Raw genomic sequence first — 24536 nt, 5'->3', positions numbered from 1 at the left:
TTGCAGGAATCAAGCTGAGGGTATCGGCCCATGCCACCGTCCACTGTCGAGGTTGGCTGCTCCCGATGGCGACGGGGTACCCGGGAGCGGTTTCACGGGTACCCCGTCGGTGCTCAGACCTGCGGTGCGGGCTCGACGGCCACCTCGTCGCCGTCCTGGCGCGTCCTCGGGGCCAGCTTCTCGTCGCCTTCGTCGACGAAGTAGTCGCCGGGACTGGTGCCGTCCGTGCCGTCGGGCACCCGGCCGGCCTTCAGCGCGAGGGTCGCCAGCGCCGCGACCACCAGGTTGACCAGTACGGCGACGATACCGACGTAGATCGTCTTCGGGGTGTCGAAGCCGAACTTCTCCAGCGGGAACGCGGACCCACCGAAGTGCGCGCGCTTCGTCGCCGGGTTCGGGATCTGGTAGAGCATCCAGACGCCGAGCCCCATGCCGGCCACCCAGCCGGCGATGAGCGCGCCCCGGTGGAACCAGCGGGTGTAGAGGCCCAGACCCACGGCCGGCAGCGTCTGGAGGATGATCACGCCGCCGATGAGTTGGAGGTCGATCGAGAACTGTGGGTCGAGGAACACGATGCAGGCGACCGCGCCGACCTTCACCACCAGCGAGGCGACCTTGGAGACCTTCGCCTCCTGTGCCGCCGAGGCGTCCTTCTTCAGGTACTCCTTGTAGATGTTGCGGGTGAACAGGTTCGCCGCCGCGATCGACATGATCGCCGCCGGCACCAGCGCGCCGATGCCGATCGCCGCGTACGCGACTCCGGCGAACCAGTCCGGGAAGGTGTGGTCGAACAGCAGCGGTACGACCGTGTTGCTGTCGACCGTGCCCTCCTTCGCACCGGGCAGTGGCTTCACGCCGGCCGCGATGGCCATGTAGCCGAGCAGCGCGATCAAGCCGAGCAGCAGGGTGTACGCGGGCAGCGCCGACATGTTCCGCTTGATCACGGCACGGCTGCGGCTGGCCAGGACGCCCGTCTGGGTGTGCGGGTAGAGGAAGAGCGCGAGTGCCGAGCCCAGCGCCAGCGTCACGTACTGGAGTTGGTTGTTCTGGTTCAGCAGGATGCCGTCACCCGGCGCGGGCGTCGCCTTGAACTTCGCGTCCGCCGCGTCGAAGATCTCGCCCCAACCGCCCAGCTTGTACGGCAGGTAGATCACCGCCACCAGGATCACGATGTAGATCAGGCTGTCCTTGACGAACGCGATAAGCGCCGGTGCGCGCAGCCCTGACTGGTAGGTGTACGCGGCGAGGATGGCGAACGCGATGATGATCGGCAGGTGCCGGGCAACGGTGCTGTCCCCGGTGACCCCCATCGTCTTGAGGACCGCCTCGATGCCGACCAGCTGCAGGGCGATGTACGGCATTGTCGCGGCGATACCGGTGATCGCGATGATCAACGCCAGCGTCGGTGAGCCGAAGCGGGTCCGGACGAAGTCCGCGGGCGTCACGAAGCCGTGCTGGCGCGACACCGACCAGAGTCGGAGCAGTACCAGGAAGACGAGCGGATAGACGATGATCGTGTACGGCACGGCGAAGAACCCGGCCGCCCCGGCCCCGAACATCAGTGCCGGAACCGCCACGAAGGTGTACGCCGTGTAGACGTCGCCGCCGACGAGGAACCAGGTGATCCAGCCGCCGAAGGTGCGACCGCCCAAGCCCCATTCGTCGAGGTGCGCCATGTCCTTCGGTGCCCGCCACCGCGCCGCGAGGAAGCCCATCGCGCTGACCAGCAGGAACAGCACCGTGAAGACGATGATCTCAGTCAGGTGGTTCCGCCACATCACGACCTCACCGCCCGGTCCCTGGTCATCCGGTAGACCACGCTGGTCGTGGCCACGCCGAGCACGATGAAGGCCAACTGCACCCAGTAGTAGGCGGGGAAGCCGAACAGGCGCGGCGAATCCATGTTGAACAGCGCGGGGGCCAGCGGCACCACGATCGGGAGGATCAGGAGCCAGTTCCAGGGGCTGCGATCGGTCGCTTCGCGCGGCGGTGACACGTCGCCCGGCGGCTCGGCTGTCACGGGGGGTTCACTCATGACTGCATTCCGTTTCGTCGAAGCGTGGCCTCGGTACCCGCCACGCGAAAATGGGTTTTCGCGGAGCGTGGAGGTTTATGCCGCACTCCGGGAGGGAGCTTAAACAGCTCACGATCGGTGTCGTCGGAACTGTCATTCTGGTCACTTCGCCGCCGACGTCCGGGAGGTGCGTTGAATATGTTGTTCATGCTGGTAGCGGGCATGATTGCCGACTGGGAGGAACAATTTATAAAGAGCCTGTCCACTATTCTGCAAGTCATTACACCGACGCATCACGGGTCGGCCGCGGTCGAATTGGCCGGGCCTCCTTCCCGGGAACGTGGGCCGAGGACCGACGCCAGCGCGGGAATCTTGATCCACCCCCATGGCGTTGCAGGGCGAGGAAGTCAGCCCACCCCGCCTCGTCAATCTCTCGATGACGGCGCGTCAGCACCGGAGAGAGATCAAGATGGAAAAGACCGCCCCCGAGCAGGACGCGCTGCCCGGCGACCTGATGACCAACCGCCAGCGGATGCAGCTCGTGCTCGTGCTGGGCGCGTTGATCGCCATCGGCCCGCTGACCATCGACATGTACCTGCCGGCGCTGCCCGCCATCACCACCGGCCTGCAGACCACCGAGACGGCCGTGCAGTTGACGCTGACCGGCACACTGCTGGGCCTCGCGCTGGGCCAGTTGCTGATCGGGCCGGTCTCCGACGTGGTCGGGCGACGCCTGCCGCTGCTCGCCGGACTGGCCGCGCACATCGTGGCCTCGGTGCTGTGCGTCTTCGCCCCCAACATCGCCGTGCTCGGCGTACTGCGTGTCCTGCAGGGCCTGGGCGTCGCCGCTGCCACCGTGGTCGCCACCGCCGTCGTGCGGGACCTGTTCAGCGGCGCGTCGTTCGCGCGGATCTTCTCCCGGTTGATGCTGGTCATGGGGCTGGCGCCGGTCCTCGCGCCGACGCTGGGCAGTGGCCTGCTGCGCTGGACCGAGTGGCGGGGCGTGTTCGCGGCGTTGGCCGTGCTGGGCGCGGCGCTGATCGTCGTGGCGGCGTTGAAGCTGCCGGAGACCCTGGACGTGTCGCGCCGTCGGCACGGCGGGGTGGCGGCGACCCTGCGTGACTACCGGGGGCTAATCAACGACCGGGCGTTCGTCGGTCTGGTGCTGGTCGCCGGGCTGGCCATGGCGTCGCTGTTCGCGTACGTCGCCGGGTCGTCCTTCGTCCTGCAGGACCAGTACGGCCTCGACGAGCAGCAGTTCGGCCTGGCCTTCGGTGCCGGGGCCGTGGGCCTGATCGGGGCCACCCAGTTCAACGTCCGCCTGCTGCGGCGCTACACCCCACAGCAGATCCTCGTCGGCGCCCTGGTCATGGGGACGGCCGCCGGTCTGCTGCTGGTGCTGTTCGCGGCCACCGGTTTCGGTGGTCTGGGCACGCTGCTCGCGTCCCTGTGGCTGGTGCTGGCCGCCGCGGGTCTGGCCCTGCCGAACGCGCCGGCGCTGGCCATGAGCCGGCACAGCGAGGCCGCCGGTACGGCAGCGGCACTGCTCGGTGCCGTCCAGTTCGGCGTCGGCGCGCTGTCGGCGCCCCTGGCCGGTCTGTTCGGGACGGGCAGCGTACCGATGGCGCTCGTCATCGCGGGCGGCATGGCCGCGGCGCTGGCGGTCATGATCCTGGTCGTGCCTCGCGCCACCCTCGGCGCGGTCGATGCGGACCTGGCCGTCGCCGTGCACTAGGACCGGCGACCGGCGGAGTCGACCGAGCCCGCCGCTTGCAGGGGCGGGCCGGTTCCCCGGCCCGCCCGACGGTCAGCGGATCTCGGTGGTGTCCTCGGGCCGCGACTGGCCGCGCGGAGGCGCGGACCACGGCGATTCGCCGCCCACCCGGCGCGGCAGCGGCTCGGTCGGCGTCGGATCGGCCGGGTAGCCCAGGGTCAACGGTGCGGTGTCGCGCTCCGCGGGCTCGGACGGCGACCAGTCGGTCATGGTGAAGTCGTCGCCGCGCGGGGCTTCCGCCGGGGTCGGCGTCGCGCCGGGCACGGTCGCCGGCTGCGGCCACTGCCGCCAACGTTGACCGCTGAACGTCGCCATCAGCAGCAGCAGGCCGATCAGGAAGAGCGTGCCGTTCTCGACCGGCAGCCGCAGCGGTAGCGGGTCGCCGAACACCTTCCAGTCGTGCGGGATCGCGTCGCGCACCTCGAACGGCGCCACGAACATTCCGACGTACGGGGTGACCAGCAGCAGCCCGGCCACCAGCGGGCCGGCCGGCGAGAAGCGCAGTGTGCCGAGCAGCCCGAGCAGGACACCGCCGACACCGAGGTACACGGCCGGCTCGATCAGGTTGGCGGTGTTGAAGGTGCCGATCTCCACCCAGCGGTCGACCGTCCGGCTCGACCCGTCCTGCCCGAGTGTGACAAGCGCCCACGTGATGGGTGCCACCACCAACCCGGCGAGGAAGCTCCAGAGATGTCGCATCCGCGCACCGTACCGTTTCCGGCATGACCGAGCACCTCTCCGCCGCTCCGACCGGCAAGCCGACGTCGTACTCCCGCGTCACCCTCAGCAAGATCATGACCGCGGTGGACGTCAACCTCTACGGAACCGTCCACGGCGGGGTCCTGATGAAGTTCGTCGACGACGTGGCGGGCGCTGCCGCCGCCCGGCACAGCGGCGGAACGGCGGTCACCGCGGCGATCGACGAGATCGTCTTCTCCGAGGCCGTCCGGGTCGGTGACCTGGTGCATGCGCACGCGCAGGTGAACTGGACCGGGCAGACCTCCATGGAGGTGGGCGTGCGGGTGGTCGCCGAGCGGTGGGACTCGGCCGAGGACGCGCCGGTTCGGGTCGCCACCGCGTACCTCGTCTTCGTCGGGGTGGACGTCGGCGGCGCGCCGCGCTCGGTCCGTCCGGTGCTGCCGGAGACGCCGGAGGACGAGCGCCGGTACCGGGAGGCGGAGATCCGCCGCGAACACCGCCTGGCCCGCCGCAAGGCCATCCTGGCGCATCGGGCCGGCTGACCCACATGGTCTGCCGCGCTGGAGTGTGGGCCGGGCACGCGTCGATCGGCCCACCCGGTGCGCAGAATGGCGCTTCGAGGTAGGGCAAGATGGCGCCACGGCCCATGCACAGTGTCGTGCGGGCCTCAGGGAGGGTGGAGCGGTGGGTGACGTGCTGTGGACGCCGCCGGCGGACGTGCACGAGCGGTCCCGGATCGGCAGCTACCTGCGCTGGCTGGGGGAGCACCGCGGGCTGCACTTCGCCGACTACGACGCGTTGTGGCGCTGGTCGGTCACCGACCTGGACGCCTTCTGGCGTTCGATCTGGGACCACTTCGACGTCATCGCGCACACCCCGCCCACCGCCACGCTGGCCGAGCGGACGATGCCCGGTGCCCGCTGGTTCCCCGGCACCACCCTCAACTACGCCGAGAACGTGCTACGGATGCCGGGCCGCGCCGACGACGACCCCGTCGTGATCGCGCACGGCCAGACCCGACCGCCGGTCACCCTCACCGCCGCCGAGCTGCGTGAGCAGGTCCGCCGGGTGTCGACTGGTCTGCGCCGGCTCGGCGTCACCGCCGGGGACCGGGTGGCAGCGTACGCGCCGAACATTCCTGAGACGTACGTCCTGCTGCTCGCCACCGCCAGCCTGGGCGCGATCTTCTCGTCCTGCGCGCCCGAGTTCGGCACCCGCAGCGTCACCGACCGTTGGCAGCAGATCGAGCCGACCGTGCTGGTCGCGGTGGACGGCTACCGGTACGGCGACAAGCCCGTCGACCGGCGGGCCGAGGTCGCCGCCATCCGCGCCGCCCTGCCGTCGCTACGGCATACCGTCAGCATCGGCTACCTCGATCCGACGGGCCCCACGCCCGAGGGCGCGCTGGCCTGGGCGGACCTGGCCGCACCCACCGACGAGCCGTTGACGTTCACGCCGGTGCCGTTCGACCACCCGCTGTACGTGCTCTACTCCTCGGGCACCACCGGCCTGCCCAAGCCGATCGTCCACGGCCACGGCGGCATCCTGCTGGAACACCTGAAGATGCTGGCCCTGCACCACGACCTCGGCCCGTCCGACCGGTTCTTCTGGTTCACCACCACCGGCTGGATGATGTGGAACTTCCTGGTCTCCGGGCCGGCGGTGGGCGCGGCCATCGTGCTCTTCGACGGCAACCCGGGGGTCCGGGCGGAGCCCGGCCGGCCGGCTGAGTCTGACCTCGGCGGCCTGTGGCGACTGGCGGCGGAGACCGGCACCACGTACTTCGGCACCTCGGCGCCGTTTCTGCTGGCCTGCCGCAAGGCCGGCCTCGTCCCCCGAGAGGTCGCCGACCTGTCCGCGCTGCGCGGCGTCGGTTCCACCGGTGCGCCGCTGCCCGCCGAGGGCTTCGAATGGGTGTACGAGACGGTCGGCGACCAGGTGCAGCTCCAGTCGCTCTCCGGCGGCACCGACGTGTGCACAGGCTTCGTCGGCGGAGTGCCGCTGCTGCCCGTGTACGCCGGTGAGATCGCCTGCCGCGCCCTGGGCGCCAAGGTGGAGGCCCGCTCGGCCGATGGCATCCCGGTGATCGGCGAGCTGGGCGAGTTGGTGATCACCGAGCCGATGCCGAGTATGCCGGTGGGCTTCTGGAACGACCCCGACGGCGTCCGCTACTCCGAGGCGTACTTCTCGGTCTACCCGGGTGTGTGGCGGCACGGCGACTGGATCACCATCAACGCCCGCGGCGGCTGCGTGATCACCGGACGCTCCGACGCCACCCTCAACCGAGGCGGCGTACGGCTGGGCACCGCCGAGTTCTACTCGGTGGTCGAAGGGCTCGACGAGGTCGTCGACTCGGTCGTGGTGCACCTGGAGGACGACGAGGGCGGCGCGGGCGAGCTGCTGCTCTTCGTGGTGCTGGCCGACGGCCTGACCCTGGACGACGCGCTGCGCGCAAAGATCAGCCGCGAGCTGCGTACGTCCCTCTCACCCCGGCACGTGCCCGACGAGATCCACCAGGTACGCGCGGTGCCCCGCACCCTCTCGGCCAAGAAGCTGGAGGTGCCGGTCAAGAAGATCCTCACCGGCACGCCGGTCGACTCGGCCGCCGCCAAGGGCGCGTTGGCCAACCCCGAGTCCCTGACCGCCTTCGCCACCTTCGCCCAGTCCCGCACCCACGCCCCCGGCGGCCCTCACTCCAGGTGATCAACTCAACTTCGCCGACCTCGCGGTATCAGCTGACTCGAATACCCCCAGTTCGCCGATCTGGAGCTGATCACACCGCCACGGCCCACGTTCTCCGCGATCTTGCACTTGCTGTCGGGAATTAAGGGGCATCACTCGCATATCGGCAACCAAAACTGCAAGATCGCCGAACCCGGCCGGCTGGGCTGGGTCGGGCGGGCTGGGCCGGGGCGGGCTGGACCTGGCTGGGCTGGACCTGGGGAGGGCGGAGGTGCCCAGGCCGAGTGGTCGATGCGTCCTTTGCTCTGCTTCAACATAGGCGACACCGGGGCCAGCGCTGTGTCGCCTATAGGGAAGCAGAGCAAAGGATGTGCGGGCACCCCTCCCGTGCCGGCCCTCCGCGATGCCGGCCCTCAGCCGTGCTGGCGCTCGACCGTGCTGGCGCTCGACCGTGCTGGCGCTCGGCGGTGCTGCCGGCGCGGGCTGTCGTCGGTTGCGGCGAGCGGGCTACGGGAGGGAGTGGGTGACCTTCTCGCTGGACAGCCGGGTGGCCAGACGGGCCGGGTCCGGGTTGGCGCAGAGGACCACCGTGGCGGCACGGGTGAGCGGCGCGAGGAGCCAGTCGACCGGGTCGGGATAGCGCGACGCGTCGACCAGGACCCGCGCGCCCGGCTCGATGCCCAACTCCACCGCCCGTGCCTCGGCGCGGGCGAGAAGGTGCGTGTCTGCGGGGCCGGGGCCGGGCTGTGGGGTGAAGTAGTCGCCGTGCCCGCGTACCTCGACCACGTAGTCGGCGAAGCCCGGCGGCACCTGCCGCAGTGGGGCGGCGAGCGGCGCGAGACCCAGGGCGTACCGCTCGTCGGCAGGCCAGGACTGCGCCTCGTCGAACCGGTCGGCGGCGGCGAAGAGGACGTCCACGTCCCCCGGCGTGTCGAGCACGCTCAGCTTGGCCGACCAGCAGCCCAGCAGCACCGCGGCGGTCTGCCAGTGCGGAGGGAGCAGGACGCCGGCCGGTGTGCCCGGCGCGAGGCCGACCTCGTCGACGAGGAGATTGGCGGTCTTCGACACCCAGTTCGCCAGGGTGGCGCCGGAAAGTTCGGTGCGATCTCCGGTGGAGTCGTCGTACCAGGTCAGCAGCGGTCGGGTCGGGTCGGTCGCGATCGCGTCGGCGAAGACCCGGGCAATGTTGTCGGCCATCGGCGCGAACGATACGCCTCTGGCACCCGTACTCGATGACGATGACAAGTCGGCGTACGGTCGGGTCGCAGTCAGCGTCGCCCCCGTACTCCGGCGTAGGCTTAACCCCCGGAGTGTTGTTCCCCACAGACCCACCCGCAAGGAGTCGCCCCGTGACCGCCGGTCGCCCGCCCCGCGTGCTCATCGACGCCACGAGTGTCCCCACCGACCGTGGTGGCGTCGGTCGATACGTCGACGGTCTGCTCGGTGCCCTCGGCAAGGTGTGCGGTTCGGGGGTGGAGCTGGCCGTGGTGAGCCTCCGCACCGACCTGGAGCGTTACACCCGGATGCTGCCCGGTGCGGAGATCATCCCCGCTCCGGCCGCCGTGGCGCACCGCCCGGCCCGCCTCGCCTGGGAGCAGACCGGTCTGCCGCTGCTCGCCCAGCAGGTCGGCGCGCAGGTGCTGCACTCGCCCTTCTACACCTGCCCGCTGCGGGCCGGCTGTCCGGTGACGGTCACCGTGCACGACGCGACGTTCTTCACCGAGCCGGAGCACTACGACAAGTCGCGCCGGACGTTCTTCCGAAGCGCCATCAAGACGTCGATGCGTCGCGCCGACCGGGTGATCGTGCCCAGTAAGGCCACCCGTGACGAGCTGATCCGGCTGCTCGACGCCGACCCGACCCGCATCGACGTGGCCTACCACGGCGTCGACCACGCCGCCTTCCACGCGCCCAGCGAGGATGAGAAGGCCCGCGTACGCGCTCGGCTCGGGCTGGGCAACAGCAGCTACGTCGCCTTCCTCGGTGCCAAGGAGCCGCGCAAGAACGTACCCAATCTGATCCGGGGTTGGGCTCGTGCGGTGGCCGACCGGACCGACCCGCCGGCGCTGGTGATCGCCGGCGGGCAGGGGCACGACGACGACATCGACCGCGCGGTGGCCGAGGTCCCGTCGCACCTGCGCCTGCTGCGCCCCGGTTATCTGCGGTACGCCGACCTGCCCGGCTTCCTCGGCGGCGCGCTGGTCGCCGCGTACCCGTCGTACGGCGAGGGGTTCGGCCTGCCGATCCTGGAGGCGATGGCGTGCGCCGCCCCGGTGCTGACCACGCCCCGCCTGTCGCTGCCCGAGGTGGGTGGCGACGCGGTCGCGTACACCTCCGAGGACCCGGAGCAGATCGCCACCGACCTGGCCGCCCTGCTCGACGACGAGCAGCGCCGGTTGTCGCTGGCGAAGGCCGGCTTCGACCGGGCCAAGGAGTTCACCTGGGAGTCCAGCGCCGAGGTGCACATCGCCGCATGGAGTCGCGCCCGTTCGTGACCATTCGGGCCCCTCATGGTGACCCGTGCCACTGCGGGGGGATGCGTCGGGCATGATGTGCGGATGCTTTATGCGGTCATCCCGGCAGGTGGCAGCGGCACGAGGTTGTGGCCGTTGTCCCGCGCCGGCCACCCCAAGTTCCTCCATCCACTGACCGGCACCAGCTCCTCGCTGTTGCAGGCGACCGTGGAGCGGCTCGCGCCGCTGACGACACCGGATCGCACCCTTGTGGTCACCGGTGCCGCGCACGTCGCGGCGGTCGCCCGGCAGCTGACCGGGCTGCCGGAGGAGAACATCCTGGTCGAGCCGTCGCCCCGGGATTCCTGCGCGGCGATCGCGCTGGCCGCGGCGGTGATCGCGGGCCGCGACCCGGAGGCGGTGATGGGCAGCTTCGCCGCCGACCACCTGATCAGCGACCCGGACAACTGGGTGCGCACGGTCCAGGAGGCGGTCCGGGGGGCCGAGCAGGGCATGCTGATGACGGTCGGCATCACCCCGACCCGCCCCGAGACCGGATACGGCTACCTGGAGACCGGCGACGAGACCGACGGCACGCCGTGGCGTCAGGTGGCCGAGTTCAAGGAGAAGCCGGCCGCTGAGGTCGCCGAGGCGTACGTCCGCTCGGGTCGGCACCTCTGGAACGCCAGCATGTTCGTCTGGCGGGTGGACGTGTTCCTCGCCGAGCTGGCCCGCCAGCAACCGGCCCTGCACGCGGGCGTCATGGCGATCGCCGCTGCCTGGGGCACGCCGGAGCAGGACGACGTGCTCGGCACGGTCTGGCCGACGTTGCCGAAGATCTCCGTGGACTACGCGGTGATGGAGGGCGCGGCGACCGCGGGTCGGGTCGCCACGGTGCCGGGCGACTTCGGCTGGAACGACGTCGGCGACTTCCACACCCTCGGTGACGTGCTACCCGCCGACGAAGCGGGCAACGTGGTGCTCGGCACCGACGCCAAGCCCGGCGTGCTCCTGCGGGACACCGCCAACCTGGTCGTGGTGCCGCAGTCGGGTCGGCTGGTGGCGGTCCTCGGTGTGCGCGACCTGATCGTGGTGGACACTCCGGACGCGGTGCTGGTCTGTCCGCGTGAGCGTGCCCAGGACGTCAAGCTCCTGGTCGACGAGCTCAAGGAGCGCGGCGAAGAGGGCTACGTCTGACCGGTGTCGTAAACGCTGGCGGCGGCAGGCCGTCGCCAGCGCAGACCCGCTGTCAGAACCTGCGCAGGGCGGCCAGGGCCGGCTCGACGAGTTGTACGGTCCCACCGGCCAGCGGCTCGGGCAGCCGGTCGGGCGGAAACCACCCCAGCTCCTCGGCCTCATCGCTGACCTGCTCGACCGCGTCGGCCGGGGCGACCACGGCGAACCGGATGTCGTAGTGGCGCGAGCCGCCCTGGCAACCCACCTCGTGTACGTCGATGTCGATCGGTACCGGGTCGATGCGCAGGCCATCGATGCCGGACTCCTCGGTGGCCTCGCGCAGCGCGGCCCCGGCCAGCGTCCGGTCCACCGGCTCGCAGTGCCCGCCGAGCTGCACCCACCGGCCGAACTTGGCGTGCAGGCAGAGCAGCACCCGTGCACCGGTCGGGTCCAGCACCAGCGCGCTTGCGGTGACATGGCCGGGGCGGTGCTGCCGGCTCATCGTGATCGGCCCGGCGGCGAGCAGCGCGAGGGTCCGCTCCCGCGCGTCGGCCGCCGCCGGGCTGGTTGGCTGCCAGCCCTCGAGCAGCGCGACGGCCTCGGCGTGCAGCGTCGCGAACGCGGCGGGATCGGTGGGGTCGACGGCGGGTCCGGTGATCGCGGTGTCAGGCACCCCGACACTGTACGAGCGTGGGCTCCGTACCCTGGCGCGGTGACCCTGCGACTCCTCGAATTCGTGGTGGCCGGCAACGAGGCCAGCGATCTGCTTCCGGTGCGATCGCCGGCGCTGCTGCGCTCGTACGGTGCGCGGCGGGGTTTCTGGACCGTGCTGGACGAGGGCCCGGTGGAGCGCTGCCTGGCCCTGCTGTTGGAGCTGGACGACGGTGAGTGGACGGCCCGGCACGTCACGGCGGACGCCGGGGCCGAGAACGACCGGACCGAGGACGGTGAGGCGCTCGCCCACCACGACGGCTGGGTGTACGTCTTCGGCTCCCACTTCGGTTCGAAGGCCGGCCCGCTGCGCCCCCGACGGGCGTTCGTGGCCCGCTTCCGCGAGGACGACGCGGCGGTTGGTCCGCTGCCGGTGCAGGTGGTGCGCAACCGGTTCCGGCTGCACCGGACGGTGAACGACGCCCTGGCCGCGTCGCCGCTGACCCTGCTGCCTCCAGGCGAGCGGGTGCGGGACCGGTTCATCGTGGAGACCCTGGCCCGGGGGACCAGTCGGGCGAAGAGCTGGGTGAGTCGCCTGGCCCCGGACGACCTGCCCCTGAACGTGGAGGCGGCAGCCTTCACCCCGGAGGGCACGGTCCTGCTCGGACTGCGGTTCCCGGTCACCGGGGCCGGTGAACCGATCCTGGTGGAGGTGTCCGGCGTGCCGGGCATGTTCGCCGCGGACCCGGTGTGGCCCCGGGCGTTGGGCGCGTACGCGGTGGCCGGGGTGACCCCGCCGGGCGAGTTGACCGGCTTCCGGGCGCTCGCGTCGACGGCGGACGGCGCGTACGCGGCCGTGATCGGCTCGATCGACGCGCTGGGCAAGGGTTCGGTGCTGCTCGACGACCATCCGGGTGGGGGTGCGGTCACCTCCCGGCACGTGCGGTTCCGGTTGCCCGTGGATCGGACGGGCGACGGCTACCGGCTCGTCGGGGAACAGGTGGCCGACCTGACGCCGTTCCATCACGTCGAGGGCTTGGCCGAGGTGGACGGCCGGCCGTTCTACGTCACGGACGAGGACCACCGGGTCGCGCTCTGGGTCGGCTGAGCGGGGGTAGGCGCACCGCAGCGGTGGGGTGACCGGACGACACCTCTGCGGAGCAAGGGCCGCAGACCCTCGTGGTGCCGCCCGATCACCGGTCCCTCCCCAGTTCCCGGTGCCCCGGCGTCGAGTGCGTCCAGGACGCGTCGGTGCCGTGCGCGGGCATTGGAAGCATGCCCAACCGCCCCCGGGAGCGTCGAGGTTTTTCAGCCCAGGCTTAAAGATGGAGATAACTGCCGGCCAGGTAGAGTCGAAACGGTCGCCCGGCATCCCTCTGCCGGCGACACGGGAGCGCTCCATGCTGAAGATCCACTTTTCCGGCGAGGACATCCTCCGGACCCGGGTGGCGCCGGCGGCCGACCCGGTTTGGGAGCTGGTCCTCAGCCTGCACGTGTTGCAGGGCCGCAACCGCGACCCGCTGACGTCGGCCTGGCGGCACACCGTGACCCGCGAGCTGCGCCAGGACATCGCCTCCGACCAGCTTCGACTGCTCTTCGCGTTGAACCCGCCGCGCGGCTACTTCCCCGACTTCCTCACCCCGTACGCCAGCTTGGAGGGTTTCGAGGCGGGGCTGGACGCGGTCCGCAGCACCCCGATCGAGCTGCTCCAGCGTGACCTGACCCTGGTGGCCGCCGGGAACCAACTGCCCGCCTCGGCCGCCGCGCTGGCCCGTGGCGACGTGGCGACGCTGCACCACCTCGCGGAGTCGATGAAGCAGTACCGGGCGATGGCGATCAGCCCGTACTGGAGCCGCATCCAGGCCGCCGTGGCGGCGGACCGCAACCGTCGTGCGCGCGCCCTGCTGGACGGTGGCGTCGAGGGACTGCTGAGCAGCCTGCGCCCGAGCATGCGCTGGGAGAGCGGGGTGCTCGAGGTGCGCGACTACCCGCACAGCCGTGAGCTGCACCTCGACGGGCGCGGGCTGCTGCTGGTGCCGTCCTTCTTCTGCGCTGCCACCCCGGTCGCCCTGCTCGACCCGGCGCTGCCGCCGGTCCTGGTGTACCCGGTGGACCGGTTGGGCGGCCTCGCCGCGACCGACGGCGACTCACCGGCCGCGTCCGGTGCGAGCCGCGACTCGCTCGCCGCGCTGCTGGGCCGGACCAGGGCCGCCGTGTTGCAGGCCAGCGACGACGGCTGCACCACGGGCGAGATGGCCCGCCGGCTCGACATCTCCCCGGCGGCGGCGAGCCAGCACGCCACGGTGCTCCGCAACGCCGGCCTGCTCGTCAGCCACCGCGACCGCAACACCGTGCTGCACACCCTGACCCCCCTGGGCCGAGCCGTCCTGGAGGCCTGACGCCCCTCCCTCGCAGCGTCGATCATGAAGTTATAGTCCTGACACGCCGAGGCGACAGGCAATAACTTCATGATCGACGCCGGGGGGCGCCGGGGGCGCCGGGGGCGCCGGGGGCGCCGGGGGCGCCGGGGGTGGTTACAGGGCCAGGGCGGCGCTTGCCGGGCTGCCGGCGGGTGGGGGCAGCAGCGTCGACGGGACGCCCTCGGCGGCCAGGGCGAGGCGCAGCCGGTGCAGGTCGGCGCCGAAGCGGACCAGGTCCATCGGGTCGATCGGTGCTGGGGCGGTACCGAGCACCAGCGCGGTGGCGTCGGCGGGCCAGCCCGGTACCTGGGCGACCAGGCCGGCGCGTACCTCGGACTCGTCGACGAGGTTGAAGACCGTGCCCGGCGTGACCACCCCGGCCACCGCTTCGAGCGCCCGCCGCACCGCGGCGGGGTCGACCGGCTCCGCGCCGACGGCCTCGGTGAGGGTCGCGGCGTCGGCCAGCCCGGCGGCCCGGGCCTCGGCGGTGCCCATCGAGAAGAGGTCCTGTGCGGCGTCACGGACCAGTGCCCGAGCACCCCCGGAATCGTCCGCGCCGGTGGCGGTGAGGTAGCCCCGCACCACGGCCACCGGGACCTGGTCACACTTACCCTTGATCAACTCGCCGGCGCCCGCCAGCTCATCGACCACGGCCATCTGGGTGAGCTGAAGCTCGTTGCCGTACGGGTCGACCTCGCCCCGATGGTCGCGGATGGCCGGCATACCGGCGACTCCGAGCGCGACGTCGGTCAGTCCGTTGCGCCAGGGCCGGCCCATGGTGTCGCTGATGATCACGGCGACATCGAGGTCGTACCTCTCCTGGAGCGCGGCGCGCAGCTCACGGGCCGACGCGTCCGGATCCACCGGCAACAGCACCAGCCGGGTCTTGTCGACGTTCGACGCGTCGATCCCGGCGGACGCCATCACGAACCCGTGGTGGGTCTGCACGATGCGGGTCGCGCCCCGGCTGGCCACGACTCGCGCGGTCTCGCCGGCCAGCACCTCGTCGCGCGCGGCGAGCCGCTCCGGCCCGTCCGCCGGGACGTCGACCAAACGTCCCTCCGCCTTGGAGACGATCTTGCTCGTCACCACCAGCACGTCGCCGTCGCGCAGCCACGGCGCAGCGGTGGCGATCAACGCCGCCAGGTCGTCACCCTCGGTCACATGCCCGATGCCCAGCACCGGCAGGATTTCCAGCCTCACGTCAACTCCACCGCGGCGCGGACCATCGCCGCCGTCGCCGCCTCGTCGGTCATCCGCAGCGGCACCGCGCGGACCGTCACCTCCGGCACCAGCGTGTCGGCGTCCTCCTCGGCGACCAGCCAGCCGTCCAGCAGGCCGCCGGCTGGCCGGCCACCGTACAGCCGGCCCACGCCCGCCGCGCTGCACTCGACCCCGAGCACCGCGAGACAGCGGTCGGCCATGCCGCGCACCGGAGCGCCGCCGATGATCGGCGAGACGCCCACCACCGGTGCCGGGCCGTCCGCCACGGCCTCACGAATCCCGGGTACGGCGAGGACCGGCGCGACGCTCACCACCGGATTGCTCGGGGCGATCAGCACCAGGTCGGCCGCCCCGATGGCGTCCAGCACCCCCGGTGCCGGCTTGGCCGTCTCCGCGCCCACGAACACGAAGCGGTGAGTCTCGATGTTCGCCCGGTACCGCACCCACCACTCCTGGAAGTGGATGGCCCGCTGGCCCTGGTCGTCCCGGACAGCGCCGGCGCTGCTCCCGGGCTCGCCCCCACCGCTCACCACGGCGTGGGTCTCCAGCCGGTCGTCGGTCGCCGGAAGCAGGCGTACGCCCGGCTTCCAACGGGTCGCCAGTGCCTCGGTGACCGCGCTGAGCGGGTACCCGCCGTTGAGCATGGTGCTGCGGACCAGGTGGGTGGCGATGTCCTTGTCGCCGAGGCCGAACCAGGTGGGCTCCGCGCCGTACGCGGCCAGCTCCTCCTTGACCGTCCAGCTCTCGCCGACCCGACCCCAGCCCCGCTCCGGGTCGGCGCCGCCCCCGAGGGTGTACATGACGCTGTCCAGGTCGGGACAGATCTTCAAACCGTGCAGCCACAGGTCGTCGCCGACGTTGACCACGGCGGTCACCTCGGCACCGACCTCGCGGGCGTACGCCCGGACGCCGAGCAGGAACCGGGCGCCCCCGATGCCGCCGGCCAGAACCACGATGCGCATGTCGACCATCCTCGCGCACGTGACGCCTCCGGTCCGCCGGTGCCGGGGGAGACTAGGCTCACGTGCGCCCTGTCCGTCCATGCCCCGAGGGGGAGCTCGTGACCAGCCCCGCCGAGCCCGCGTCCGCCGACGCGACGCAGGCCCGCCAGCTGACCAAGCCACTGCGCGAACTGGGTGCGTTCGCCCTGCTCGGCGCCAACGCCGTGTTCCTCTTCGTGGGGCTGCTCCGGCTCATCAGTCCCGCCGACTACACCGACTTCACCGGCCGGGCGGGCAGCTCCTTCTCCATGTTCATCGGCGTCGAGGCGGTGGTTCTGCCGCTGCTGGCCGTGCTGCTGGCCACTCACGTCGCGCCCGTGCTGCCCAAGGCGAAGCTGATCACGCAGGTGGCTCTCGGCGAGTACGCGTTCAGCGCGCTGCTCGGCACGCTCACCATGCTGATCTGGACGGTGGGCCGCCTCGCCAACGCCGAGATCCTCGACGCGCTGCTCGGCATCCTCACCCGGTTCGCCTGGATGGTGATCTTCGCGGTGGCCGCCTGGGTGGTCTTCACGATCTGGCGGGCGTTCTACTACGTGCCCAAGCCGAAGCCGCAGCCGGGCGTCTACGGCCAGCCGCAGCCGGGTTGGCCACAGCAGCAGGGCGGTTGGCCGGGCCAGCCCGGCGGGCAGCCGCAGGGCGGATGGCCTACCCCCGGCCAGCCGGGCGGCTACCCGCAGGCGGGCCAGCAGGGCGGTTACCCGCCGGCGCAGTTCCCCGGCCAGTACGGCCAGCCGTCCCCGCCGTTCCAGGCCCCGCAGTCCGCCCCGCCGCACCAGCAGTCGGCAGCGCCGCACCAGCAGTCGGCAGCGCCGCACCCGCACTCCGCGCCGCCGTTCCCGCAGTCCGCGCCGCCGGCCAGCCCGGGCTCGCAGTCCGCGCCGTCGTTCCCGCAGTCGGCAGCGGCGTTCCCGCAGTCCGCGCCGCCGTTCGAGGCGGCACCGCAGTCCGCGCCGCCTGCCCCGCCGTTCGGACAGCCGCCGTCGGCCGACCCGACCCAGACCATCCCGCGCCAGTCCGCCGAGCCGGCCGCCGACCCGACCCAGGCGATCCCGCGTCCGGCCGAGGACAACGACCGCACCCAACACATCAACCCCGACCAACCCCGCTAACCCACGCCCGCCCACCCGCCGAAGCCCAACTCAATCCCACCCCCCGCCCGGCCCACCCCCGCCCGGCCCACCCCACCCCACCCCGCGCCCGGCCCACCCCACCCCACCCCACCCCGCGCCCGGCCCACCCCACGCCCGGCCCACCCCGCGCCCGGCCCACCCCGCGCCCGGCCCACCCCGCGCCCGGCCCCGCCCTTCGACCCGCGATCCACGCCCGACGCCCCTTCAAGATCCGCACAAGAACAGGGTTGTTGCTGCCTCAGCCGCCTCCGAGGCAGCAACAACAGGGAAGTTGCGCAGATCTTGGGTCGCCCCCCGGCCCCACCTCGGTCGATCATGAAGTTATTGCGCCGACACGCCGCGTGAACGCGCAATAACTTCATGATCGACAGGGCAGGGCAGGGCAGGGCAGGGCAGGGCAGGGCAGGGCAGGGCAGGGCAGGGCAGGGCAGGGCAGGGCAGGGCAGGGCAGGGCAGGGCAGGGCCGGGCCGGGTTGGGCGGAACGGGCAGGGCCGGGCAGGGCGGGGCGGCGCGAGGGCAGGGCGGCCGGGGCGAGGGCGGGGCGGGCGGGGCTGGGGGTGGGTGGGGTGGGGTGCGCATAGGGTGAGCGGATGGTTGATCGCACCCACTCCGGTCCCAGCGAGGCGAGCGTGCGGCGGGCCCTGGGCCGGGCCGCCGCCGGGCGGGCGCTGGACCTTGACGAGGCCACCGCGCTGCTCGCCGCCCGTGGTGATGCTCTCGACGAGTTGCTCCGGGTGGCCGGTCACATCCGCGACGCCGGGCTGCGCGAGGCCGGACGGCCGGGCGTCGTCACGTACTCGAAGAAGGTCTTCATCCCGCTGACCCGGCTCTGCCGGGACCGCTGCCACTACTGCACGTTCGCCACCGTGCCGCATCGGTTGCCGGCGCCGTTCCTGGACCGGGACGAGGTGCTGGCCATCGCCCGTGAGGGTGCCGCGCAGGGCTGCAAGGAGGCCCTGTTCACCCTCGGTGACCGGCCGGAGGAGCGGTGGCCGGCGGCGCGTACGTGGCTGGACGAGCGCGGCTACGACTCCACCCTCGACTACCTGCGCGCCTGCGCGGTGGCCGTGCTGGAGGAGACCGGCCTGTTGCCGCACCTCAACCCGGGCGTGCTGTCCTGGTCGGAGCTGCAGAGGCTCAAGCCGGTCGCGCCCAGCATGGGCATGATGTTGGAGACCACCGCGACGCGGCTGTGGTCCGAGCCGGGTGGGCCGCACTACGGGTCACCGGACAAGGAGCCGGCGGTACGGCTGCGGGTGCTCGACGACGCGGGCCGGGTGGGGGTGCCGTTCACCACCGGCATCCTCATCGGCATCGGGGAGACACCGGCCGAGCGGGTGGACGCGTTGTTCGCGATCCGCCGTGCGCACCGGGAGTACGGGCACCTCCAGGAGGTGATCGTGCAGAACTTCCGGGCCAAGCCGGACACGGCGATGCGCGGTATGCCCGATGCGGAGCTGCATGATCTCGCGGCCACGGTGGCGGTGGCCCGGCTGCTGCTCGGCCCGAAGGCCCGCATCCAGGCCCCGCCGAACCTCATCGCCGGCGAGTACGCGCTTCTGCTGCGCGCCGGGATCGACGACTGGGGCGGCGTCTCCCCGCTCACCCCGGACCACGTGAACCCGGAGCGTCCCTGGCCGCAGATCGAGGAACTGGCCGCGCACACCGAGCTGGCCGGGTTCACGCTGCGCGAGCGGCTGACGATCTACCCGGAGTACGTGCGGGCGGGCGACCCGTGGCTCGACCCGCGGCTGCTGCCGCACGTGAGCGCCCTCGCCGACCCGGCGACCGGGATGGCGGTCGAGTCGGCCCTCCCGCAGGGCCGCCCCTGGCAGGAGCCGGAGGAGGTGTTCGGCGGTCGGATCGACCTGCACGCCACCATCGACACCACCGGCCGCACCGACGACCGGCGCGGCGACTTCGACAGCGTCTACGGCGACTGGGCCGAGGTCGCCGGCAAGGTCACCCCGGAGGCGAAAGCGGTCGCCGGCAAGGTCACCCCGGAGGCGAAAGCGGTCGCCGGCAAGGTCACCCCGGAGGCGAAGGCGGTGGCCGGAGAGGTCAGCCCGGAGGCGGCGGCGCGCCGGGCGGACGTACCCCTGGTGTCGGCCGCTGGCGGCGCGGACCGTGACCTGGCGGCCGGGCTGCGGCTCGCGGCCGACGACCCGGCGGCGCTGCTCGAACCCGCACACACGGATGCGGCGCTGGCGTTGTTCGGCGCGGACGGGCCGGCGCTGGACGAGCTGTGCCGGCTCGCCGACGACGTGCGCCGGGACGCGGTCGGTGACGACGTGACCTACGTGGTCAACCGCAACATCAACTTCAGCAACGTCTGCTACGTGGGCTGCCGGTTCTGCGCGTTCGCGCAGCGTGAGCGGGACGCCGACGCGTACCGGCTCTCCGTCGACCAGGTCGCGGACCGGGCCGAGCATGCGTGGGCGGCCGGTGCCAGCGAGGTGTGCCTCCAGGGCGGGATCGATCCGAAGATGCCGGTCACCGGCTACGCGGACATCGTGCGTGCCATCAAGGCACGGGTGCCGGAGATGCACGTGCACGCGTTCTCCCCGATGGAGATCGTCACGGCCGCGGCGAAGGCCGGCGTGCCGGTCCGCGAGTGGCTGACCCAGCTCCGCGAGGCCGGTCTGGACACCATTCCGGGCACCGCCGCCGAGATCCTCGACGACGACGTGCGCTGGGTGCTGACCAAGGGCAAACTGCCGGCGGCCGCCTGGGTCGAGGTGGTCAGCACGGCCCATGAGCTGGGCATCCGGTCCAGCTCCACCATGATGTACGGCCATGTCGACCACCCTGGACAGTGGCTCGCGCACTTCCGGGTGCTGGCCGGCGTGCAGGACCGTACGGCTGGGTTCACCGAGTTCGTGGCGCTGCCGTTCGTGCACACCAACGCCCCGATCTACCTGGCCGGGATCGCCCGACCGGGGCCGACCTGGCGGGAGAACCGGGTGGTGCACGCCATGTCCCGCCTGCTGCTGCACGGCCGGATCGACAACATCCAGTGCTCCTGGGTCAAACTCGGCGACGAGGGCACCGTGGTGATGCTCCAGGGCGGCTGCAACGACCTGGGCGGCACGCTGATGGAGGAGACCATCTCCCGGATGGCGGGGTCCGACAACGGTTCGGCGCGTACCGAGGAGCAGTTGCGGGCCATCGCGACGGCGGCCGGGCGTCCGGCGCGCAAGCGAACGACCGCGTACGGTCACGCCCGGCGCTGAGGTCGAACCTTTTCCCGCCGTCGGCCGTACCAAGCGGTGCCGGCGGCGGTCGCGGCGAGGATCGCCGCCGGTGTTTCCTCAGGGGCCCGGCGGCGTCGGTCGGCGGCACCGGACCCGTCCGTCACCGCGGGCGCGTGCGCGCCGCCGCCGGAAAGGTTCCCCATGACCAGTGATCAGCGGAAGCGGCCCTGGCCGCGACTGACCCGCCGGCAGACGTTGACCGCCGCGGCCAGCGCCACCCTCGGCGCGGCCGCGCTCACCGTGCCAGGCCTGTCGGCCGCCCAGAACGCGCCCGGCGCGTCCGCTCGGGCCGACGAGCCGATCGTCGTGCATCTGCGCGACGCCGCGTCCGGAACGATGGACGTCTTCGTCGGTGAATCCCGGATCGAGGTACGCGACCGCGGCCTCGCGGACCGGCTGCGCCGCGCCGCCCGGCGCTGACCAGCACCCTCCGCCCCGCCATCAGTCCCCGCCCAGTGAGGTTGGTCCGCCATGTCTTCCCACCGCGAGGCCCCGGAGATAGCCAAGGATCCGGTCGCCGACAGCTCCGACCTTTACGCGTTCGTCAGCCCTGACAAGCCCGACACGGTCACGTTGATCGCCAACTACGTGCCGTTGCAGCTCCCGTCCGGGGGGCCGAACTTCTTCGAGTTCGGCGACGACGTGCGCTATGAGATCCACATCGACAACAACGGTGACGGGCATCCCGACGTCACCTACCGGTTCGAGTTCACCACCGAGATCACCAACCCGAACAGCTTTCTCTACAACACGGGCCCGATCGACTCGCTGGACAGCAGGAACTGGAACCGCCGGCAGTTCTACAGCCTGACCCGGATCGCCGACGGCAAGGAGCACCGGCTCGCGCACAAGCTGCCGTGCCCACCGTGCAACGTCGGCCCGCTGTCGACCCCGAAGTACGCCGACCTGGTACGGCAGGCCACGTACACCCTGTCGACGGGGGAGCGGGTCTTCGCCGGGCAGCGCGCGGACGGCTTCTTCGTCGACCTGGGGGCGATCTTCGACCTCGGCACGCTGCGGCCGTTCCAGCAGTTGCACGTGGCCGGCAAGAAGATCTTCAAGACCGAGGGCGAGCCGGTCAACGCCACCGACCGGATGAACGTGCACAGCATCGCCGTGCAGGTGCCGCTGAAGCAGGTGCGTCGCCGCGCCAACCGGTACGGTCCCGCCGATGCCGCCTCCGTGCTGGGGGTGTGGACGTCGGCGTCGCGCCGGCAGGTCCGGGTGCTCGGTGACCGGGGCGGAGCGGACACGTCCACCGGCCCGTTCACCCAGGTCTCCCGGCTGGGCAATCCGCTGTTCAACGAGGTCATCGTGCCGATGTCCAAGAAGGACCTGTGGAACTCGCTGCCGCCGTCGGAGGACAAGCGGTTCGCGCGGTTCGTCGAGCAGCCGGAGTTGGCGGCGCTGCTGCCGGCGCTGTACCCGGACGTCTTTCCCAACCTGGACAAGCTCAACAAGTCCAAGAAGGCCCGCGCGGACCTGGTGGCGATCCTGCTCACCGGCGTGCCGGCCGGTCTCATCGACGGCTTCACCAACGTCACCGGCGACGTGCAGGCCGACATGCTGCGCCTGAACACGGCGATCGCGCCGAACCGTCGGCCGGACCGGTTCGGTGTGCTCGGCGGCGACCTGGCCGGGTTCCCGAACGGGCGGCGGGTCGGCGACGACGTGGTGAGTATCGCGTTGCGGGCGATCGCCGGCGTGACCGTTCCGCTTGTCGACAAGACGTTCCGGCCGGACGCGGCGGCCGGCGCCGTGACTCCGGGGCTCAGTGCCGCGGACGTGACGGCTCCGTTCCTCGCGAACTTCCCCTACCTCGGTACGCCGTACGACGGGTTCAACAACCCGCCGGCGTCGTCCTGACCACGGCCGGGGGAGCAGTCATGCACGAGCACACGTACGGGCCGTCGGAGGCGGGGAGCGTCGTCCTCGATCTGGGCGGCGACACCGGTGCCTTGATCATCTACACGGGTCGGGATCTGCACGGCCGGGAGATCGAGATCAGTCGCGGCGACGATCGGCGGGTCCACTCGGCCGTACGGGAGCGCCGGGTGCGGGACGGTTCGTTCCACAGTGCGGTCTACCCCGATCTGCCCGAGGGCATTTATACCGTCTGGTGGGACGAGAGCACGTCGGCCGGCACCGTGTCCGTCCATGGTGGAGGCATAGCCGAGTTCGCCTGGCCGAGCAGCGGTTTCGGGGTCGCTGGCTGACCTCTTCGCACCACCTTTCCGTTCGCACCCCGTCCACATCGTGGGCGGGGTGCGATCGCTGTCCACGGCTGGACGGGCAGTCTGCACCGCGCCGCGTTAACCTGTCCCCCACCAAGATCAGCTTTGTGAGGGAGGGTGCCGGCGCTCCTCGCCCGATGGGGCGTCGGGGGAGCGCCACGGCAGAAAAGTCGGGCAACTCGCCGGAGAGGGCGTTACTCGGCCGGGGTCTGAATCGATAGGGCAGGTTGCGAGGCTGGACGGTCCTGGTGGCCGGCCAGGGTTGTCGGGAGGGCGACTCCATTATCAAGTTTGGCTTGACGGCGCACGCATTACACGCGTGTAATTTGAATGGGGTTGTTCGCACGGAACGCAACAAAACGGGACCGGACGGACACGCACGCCTTTCGCGTGGGGGGTTGCAGCGGCGATGACGCCGGTGCGCGACAAGGAGGCATTTGATGGACGGCCAGCTTGAGGTGGCCGACCTGCTCGGAAACGCGCCGGAGTGGCAGGAGCGGGCCTTGTGCTCGCAGACCGACCCCGAGGCGTTCTTTCCCGAGAAGGGCGGCTCGACCCGCGAGGCGAAGCGAATCTGCTCGCGCTGCGAGGTCAAGACCGAATGCCTCGAATACGCTCTCGGCCACGACGAGCGGTTCGGGATCTGGGGTGGGCTCTCGGAGCGGGAACGGCGCAAGTTGAAGCGGCGCGCCGCCTGAGCGGTACGGGGTCGGGGGTGGTGCGGAGTCGAGGCGGTGGGGGCCGCCCGACTCAGGCCAGCTCGTCGGGGTCGACCCCGAGCAGGTTCGCCACCTGCTCGATGATCACGTCATGGACGAGGTCGGCGAGATCTTCGCGGTCCATCGCCCGGAATTCCAGGGGCCGGCGATACAGCACGATCCGGGGCGGCACCTCCTGACGGCCGGGACGACCCGGCAGCAGCCGGGCCAGCGGCACCTCGCCGTCCTCCAGCACGTCGGAGTCGTAGACATTCAGGTCCGGCGGAACGTCCTCGACCGCAAACTCGACGCCGGCCAGTTCCTTGGCGAACCGTCGCTCCAACGTCTCGACGGTGTCCAGGACCAGGTCATCGAAGACCTCCGCCTTGGTCCGCGCCAACGGCACGGTCGCCGGCACCAGGCGCCCACGCAGGCCACGCCCGTGCCGGTCGCGGTGCGTCCGCCGGCCGGGGCCGGGGCGGCGGTGTTCCGGGCTCGTCATGAGGCAAAGGGTAGCCCCCGTGCCGGGCCGGCCAGCGGCACCGCCGCCAGCGTGGCGCGGCGCGGCACGAACCGCGGATTGTGATCACCACGACGGGCGTGTCGCAACGCGAAGCGATGCGCCGGACCCGGTAATGGAGATACCCTGCCGCACGTGAGGTCACCACGGCGCTGCTCCCGTAACGGCTGCCCCCGGCAAGCGGTCGCCACATTGACCTATGTCTACAACGAGTCGACAGCCGTGGTCGGTCCGTTGGCGGCGTTCGCCGAGCCGCACACGTACGACCTGTGTGAGCAGCACGCCCGCAGCCTCACCGCGCCGCGCGGCTGGGACGTGGTCCGGCACGAGGGCGAGTTCGAGCCGCCCCCGCCCACCACTGACGACCTGGTAGCGCTTGCCGAGGCGGTCCGCGAGGCCGCCCGTCCGGCTCCCCGCCCCCCGGAGCCCGACCAGCCACGCCCGGAGAACCCCCACCAGACCGGCCGCCGAGGCCACCTCCGCGTAATCCCCCCCAACCACTAACCCCACCCACCCCCACCCCCGGCCCCCCCACCCCCGGCCGCACCCCGCGGTTGATCATGAAGTTATTGCCGCGACACGCCGAAGCGGAGGGCAATATA

22 protein-coding genes are annotated in these 24536 nt (G+C 71.6%); 14 read left to right on the top strand and 8 right to left on the bottom strand.

Features of this window, described 5'->3' with window-relative positions; genetic code table 11:
- Positions 1-113: 113 nt before the first annotated feature.
- Together mctP and ABZV06_RS24585 are read right to left on the bottom strand one after the other, a co-directional pair.
- Positions 114-1778, bottom strand: a complete 1665-nt coding sequence (gene mctP, locus ABZV06_RS24590) for a monocarboxylate uptake permease MctP (protein WP_355624482.1) — start codon at positions 1776-1778, stop codon at positions 114-116.
- Entirely contained in the window at positions 1778-2035 is a 258-nt protein-coding gene (locus tag ABZV06_RS24585; RefSeq protein ID WP_355239639.1) for a DUF3311 domain-containing protein, read from the bottom strand. Before ABZV06_RS24585 ends, mctP begins: the two co-directional genes overlap by 1 nt.
- A 448-nt stretch (positions 2036-2483) precedes the next feature.
- On the opposite strand from ABZV06_RS24585, the gene ABZV06_RS24580 reads away from it, so the two are divergent.
- On the top strand, positions 2484-3749 hold the full coding sequence (locus ABZV06_RS24580) for a Bcr/CflA family efflux MFS transporter (protein WP_355239642.1): 1266 nt from the start codon (positions 2484-2486) through the stop codon (positions 3747-3749).
- A gap of 72 nt (positions 3750-3821) precedes the next feature.
- Here ABZV06_RS24580 and ABZV06_RS24575 read toward each other — a convergent pair whose 3' ends face one another.
- On the bottom strand, positions 3822-4487 hold the full coding sequence (locus ABZV06_RS24575; protein WP_355239645.1) for a hypothetical protein: 666 nt from the start codon (positions 4485-4487) through the stop codon (positions 3822-3824).
- 23 nt (positions 4488-4510) lie between these two features.
- Between ABZV06_RS24575 and ABZV06_RS24570 the strand changes: the two genes are divergently transcribed.
- Together ABZV06_RS24570 and ABZV06_RS24565 are read left to right on the top strand one after the other, a co-directional pair.
- Positions 4511-5029: a hotdog domain-containing protein gene (locus ABZV06_RS24570; protein ID WP_355239647.1), complete on the top strand. Its 519-nt coding sequence runs from the start codon at positions 4511-4513 to the stop codon at positions 5027-5029.
- Between the two features lie 142 nt (positions 5030-5171).
- Entirely contained in the window at positions 5172-7190 is a 2019-nt protein-coding gene (locus ABZV06_RS24565) for an acetoacetate--CoA ligase (RefSeq protein WP_355624443.1), read from the top strand.
- 486 nt (positions 7191-7676) lie between these two features.
- Here the strand turns inward: ABZV06_RS24565 and ABZV06_RS24560 are convergent, their stop codons facing one another.
- Positions 7677-8366, bottom strand: a complete 690-nt coding sequence (locus ABZV06_RS24560; RefSeq protein ID WP_355239653.1) for a TIGR03089 family protein — start codon at positions 8364-8366, stop codon at positions 7677-7679.
- 152 nt (positions 8367-8518) lie between these two features.
- Here ABZV06_RS24560 and ABZV06_RS24555 point away from each other — a divergent pair, with 152 nt between their 5' ends.
- Both ABZV06_RS24555 and ABZV06_RS24550 read left to right on the top strand, forming a co-directional pair.
- Complete coding sequence (locus tag ABZV06_RS24555; protein ID WP_355239655.1) at positions 8519-9664, top strand: glycosyltransferase family 1 protein; 1146 nt, start codon at positions 8519-8521, stop codon at positions 9662-9664.
- 63 nt (positions 9665-9727) lie between these two features.
- The gene (locus ABZV06_RS24550) at positions 9728-10819 is read left to right on the top strand and encodes a sugar phosphate nucleotidyltransferase (protein WP_355624442.1); all 1092 of its coding nucleotides are present in this window, start codon (positions 9728-9730) and stop codon (positions 10817-10819) included.
- Positions 10820-10871: 52 nt separating this feature from the next.
- On the opposite strand, the gene ABZV06_RS24545 is transcribed toward ABZV06_RS24550, so the two are convergent.
- A complete protein-coding gene (locus tag ABZV06_RS24545) occupies positions 10872-11456 on the bottom strand; it encodes an NUDIX hydrolase (protein WP_355624480.1) in 585 nt (194 codons plus the stop codon).
- A gap of 54 nt (positions 11457-11510) precedes the next feature.
- On the opposite strand from ABZV06_RS24545, the gene ABZV06_RS24540 reads away from it, so the two are divergent.
- Together ABZV06_RS24540 and ABZV06_RS24535 are read left to right on the top strand one after the other, a co-directional pair.
- Positions 11511-12557 (top strand): hypothetical protein, encoded by a 1047-nt coding sequence (locus tag ABZV06_RS24540; protein WP_355624440.1) that lies wholly within the window; start codon positions 11511-11513, stop codon positions 12555-12557.
- 292 nt (positions 12558-12849) lie between these two features.
- Complete coding sequence (locus ABZV06_RS24535; RefSeq protein WP_355239663.1) at positions 12850-13848, top strand: winged helix-turn-helix domain-containing protein; 999 nt, start codon at positions 12850-12852, stop codon at positions 13846-13848.
- Positions 13849-13983: 135 nt separating this feature from the next.
- Here the strand turns inward: ABZV06_RS24535 and ABZV06_RS24530 are convergent, their stop codons facing one another.
- Both ABZV06_RS24530 and cofD read right to left on the bottom strand, forming a co-directional pair.
- Entirely contained in the window at positions 13984-15072 is a 1089-nt protein-coding gene (locus ABZV06_RS24530; RefSeq protein ID WP_355239666.1) for a coenzyme F420-0:L-glutamate ligase, read from the bottom strand.
- A complete protein-coding gene (gene cofD, locus ABZV06_RS24525; RefSeq protein WP_355624438.1) occupies positions 15069-16055 on the bottom strand; it encodes a 2-phospho-L-lactate transferase in 987 nt (328 codons plus the stop codon). Before cofD ends, ABZV06_RS24530 begins: the two co-directional genes overlap by 4 nt.
- Positions 16056-16153: 98 nt before the next feature.
- On the opposite strand from cofD, the gene ABZV06_RS24520 reads away from it, so the two are divergent.
- The 6 genes from ABZV06_RS24520 (at position 16154) to ABZV06_RS24495 (ending at position 23414) form a co-directional block, all read left to right on the top strand.
- Positions 16154-17206 (top strand): hypothetical protein, encoded by a 1053-nt coding sequence (locus tag ABZV06_RS24520; RefSeq protein WP_355624436.1) that lies wholly within the window; start codon positions 16154-16156, stop codon positions 17204-17206.
- Between the two features lie 612 nt (positions 17207-17818).
- Positions 17819-20461 carry a bifunctional FO biosynthesis protein CofGH gene (locus ABZV06_RS24515; protein WP_355624434.1) on the top strand — a complete coding sequence of 881 codons (2643 nt, stop codon included), beginning with the start codon at positions 17819-17821 and terminating at the stop codon, positions 20459-20461.
- A 162-nt stretch (positions 20462-20623) separates the two neighbouring features.
- Positions 20624-20902 carry a hypothetical protein gene (locus ABZV06_RS24510; RefSeq protein WP_355239678.1) on the top strand — a complete coding sequence of 93 codons (279 nt, stop codon included), beginning with the start codon at positions 20624-20626 and terminating at the stop codon, positions 20900-20902.
- A gap of 51 nt (positions 20903-20953) precedes the next feature.
- The gene (locus ABZV06_RS24505; protein ID WP_355239681.1) at positions 20954-22348 is read left to right on the top strand and encodes a DUF4331 domain-containing protein; all 1395 of its coding nucleotides are present in this window, start codon (positions 20954-20956) and stop codon (positions 22346-22348) included.
- 20 nt (positions 22349-22368) lie between these two features.
- On the top strand, positions 22369-22698 hold the full coding sequence (locus tag ABZV06_RS24500) for a phospholipase (RefSeq protein WP_355624432.1): 330 nt from the start codon (positions 22369-22371) through the stop codon (positions 22696-22698).
- Between the two features lie 458 nt (positions 22699-23156).
- On the top strand, positions 23157-23414 hold the full coding sequence (locus ABZV06_RS24495) for a WhiB family transcriptional regulator (RefSeq protein ID WP_007455784.1): 258 nt from the start codon (positions 23157-23159) through the stop codon (positions 23412-23414).
- Positions 23415-23466: 52 nt separating this feature from the next.
- On the opposite strand, the gene ABZV06_RS24490 is transcribed toward ABZV06_RS24495, so the two are convergent.
- A complete protein-coding gene (locus tag ABZV06_RS24490) occupies positions 23467-23916 on the bottom strand; it encodes a metallopeptidase family protein (RefSeq protein WP_091292591.1) in 450 nt (149 codons plus the stop codon).
- Positions 23917-24069: 153 nt separating this feature from the next.
- Between ABZV06_RS24490 and ABZV06_RS24485 the strand changes: the two genes are divergently transcribed.
- A complete protein-coding gene (locus tag ABZV06_RS24485) occupies positions 24070-24438 on the top strand; it encodes a DUF3499 domain-containing protein (RefSeq protein ID WP_355239687.1) in 369 nt (122 codons plus the stop codon).
- Positions 24439-24536: the final 98 nt, after the last annotated feature.

The sequence above is a fragment of the Micromonospora sp. NPDC005172 genome, from assembly GCF_040608555.1.
Taxonomy (GTDB): Bacteria; Actinomycetota; Actinomycetes; order Mycobacteriales; family Micromonosporaceae; genus Micromonospora.
Note: the sequence above shows the minus strand (reverse complement) of the source record. Positions and strands in the feature narration are given on the sequence as shown.

What these genes read in the sequence shown, in the direction of transcription:
- mctP (WP_355624482.1), bottom strand. Translation starts at nt 1,778, where the DNA reads ATGTGGCGGAACCACCTGACTGAGATCATCGTCTTCACGGTGCTGTTC.
- ABZV06_RS24585 (WP_355239639.1), bottom strand. Translation starts at nt 2,035, where the DNA reads ATGAGTGAACCCCCCGTGACAGCCGAGCCGCCGGGCGACGTGTCACCG.
- ABZV06_RS24580 (WP_355239642.1), top strand. Translation starts at nt 2,484, where the DNA reads ATGGAAAAGACCGCCCCCGAGCAGGACGCGCTGCCCGGCGACCTGATG.
- ABZV06_RS24575 (WP_355239645.1), bottom strand. Translation starts at nt 4,487, where the DNA reads ATGCGACATCTCTGGAGCTTCCTCGCCGGGTTGGTGGTGGCACCCATC.
- ABZV06_RS24570 (WP_355239647.1), top strand. Translation starts at nt 4,511, where the DNA reads ATGACCGAGCACCTCTCCGCCGCTCCGACCGGCAAGCCGACGTCGTAC.
- ABZV06_RS24560 (WP_355239653.1), bottom strand. Translation starts at nt 8,366, where the DNA reads ATGGCCGACAACATTGCCCGGGTCTTCGCCGACGCGATCGCGACCGAC.
- ABZV06_RS24550 (WP_355624442.1), top strand. Translation starts at nt 9,728, where the DNA reads ATGCTTTATGCGGTCATCCCGGCAGGTGGCAGCGGCACGAGGTTGTGG.
- ABZV06_RS24535 (WP_355239663.1), top strand. Translation starts at nt 12,850, where the DNA reads ATGCTGAAGATCCACTTTTCCGGCGAGGACATCCTCCGGACCCGGGTG.
- cofD (WP_355624438.1), bottom strand. Translation starts at nt 16,055, where the DNA reads ATGCGCATCGTGGTTCTGGCCGGCGGCATCGGGGGCGCCCGGTTCCTG.
- ABZV06_RS24515 (WP_355624434.1), top strand. Translation starts at nt 17,819, where the DNA reads ATGGTTGATCGCACCCACTCCGGTCCCAGCGAGGCGAGCGTGCGGCGG.
- ABZV06_RS24510 (WP_355239678.1), top strand. Translation starts at nt 20,624, where the DNA reads ATGACCAGTGATCAGCGGAAGCGGCCCTGGCCGCGACTGACCCGCCGG.
- ABZV06_RS24505 (WP_355239681.1), top strand. Translation starts at nt 20,954, where the DNA reads ATGTCTTCCCACCGCGAGGCCCCGGAGATAGCCAAGGATCCGGTCGCC.
- ABZV06_RS24500 (WP_355624432.1), top strand. Translation starts at nt 22,369, where the DNA reads ATGCACGAGCACACGTACGGGCCGTCGGAGGCGGGGAGCGTCGTCCTC.
- ABZV06_RS24495 (WP_007455784.1), top strand. Translation starts at nt 23,157, where the DNA reads ATGGACGGCCAGCTTGAGGTGGCCGACCTGCTCGGAAACGCGCCGGAG.
- ABZV06_RS24490 (WP_091292591.1), bottom strand. Translation starts at nt 23,916, where the DNA reads ATGACGAGCCCGGAACACCGCCGCCCCGGCCCCGGCCGGCGGACGCAC.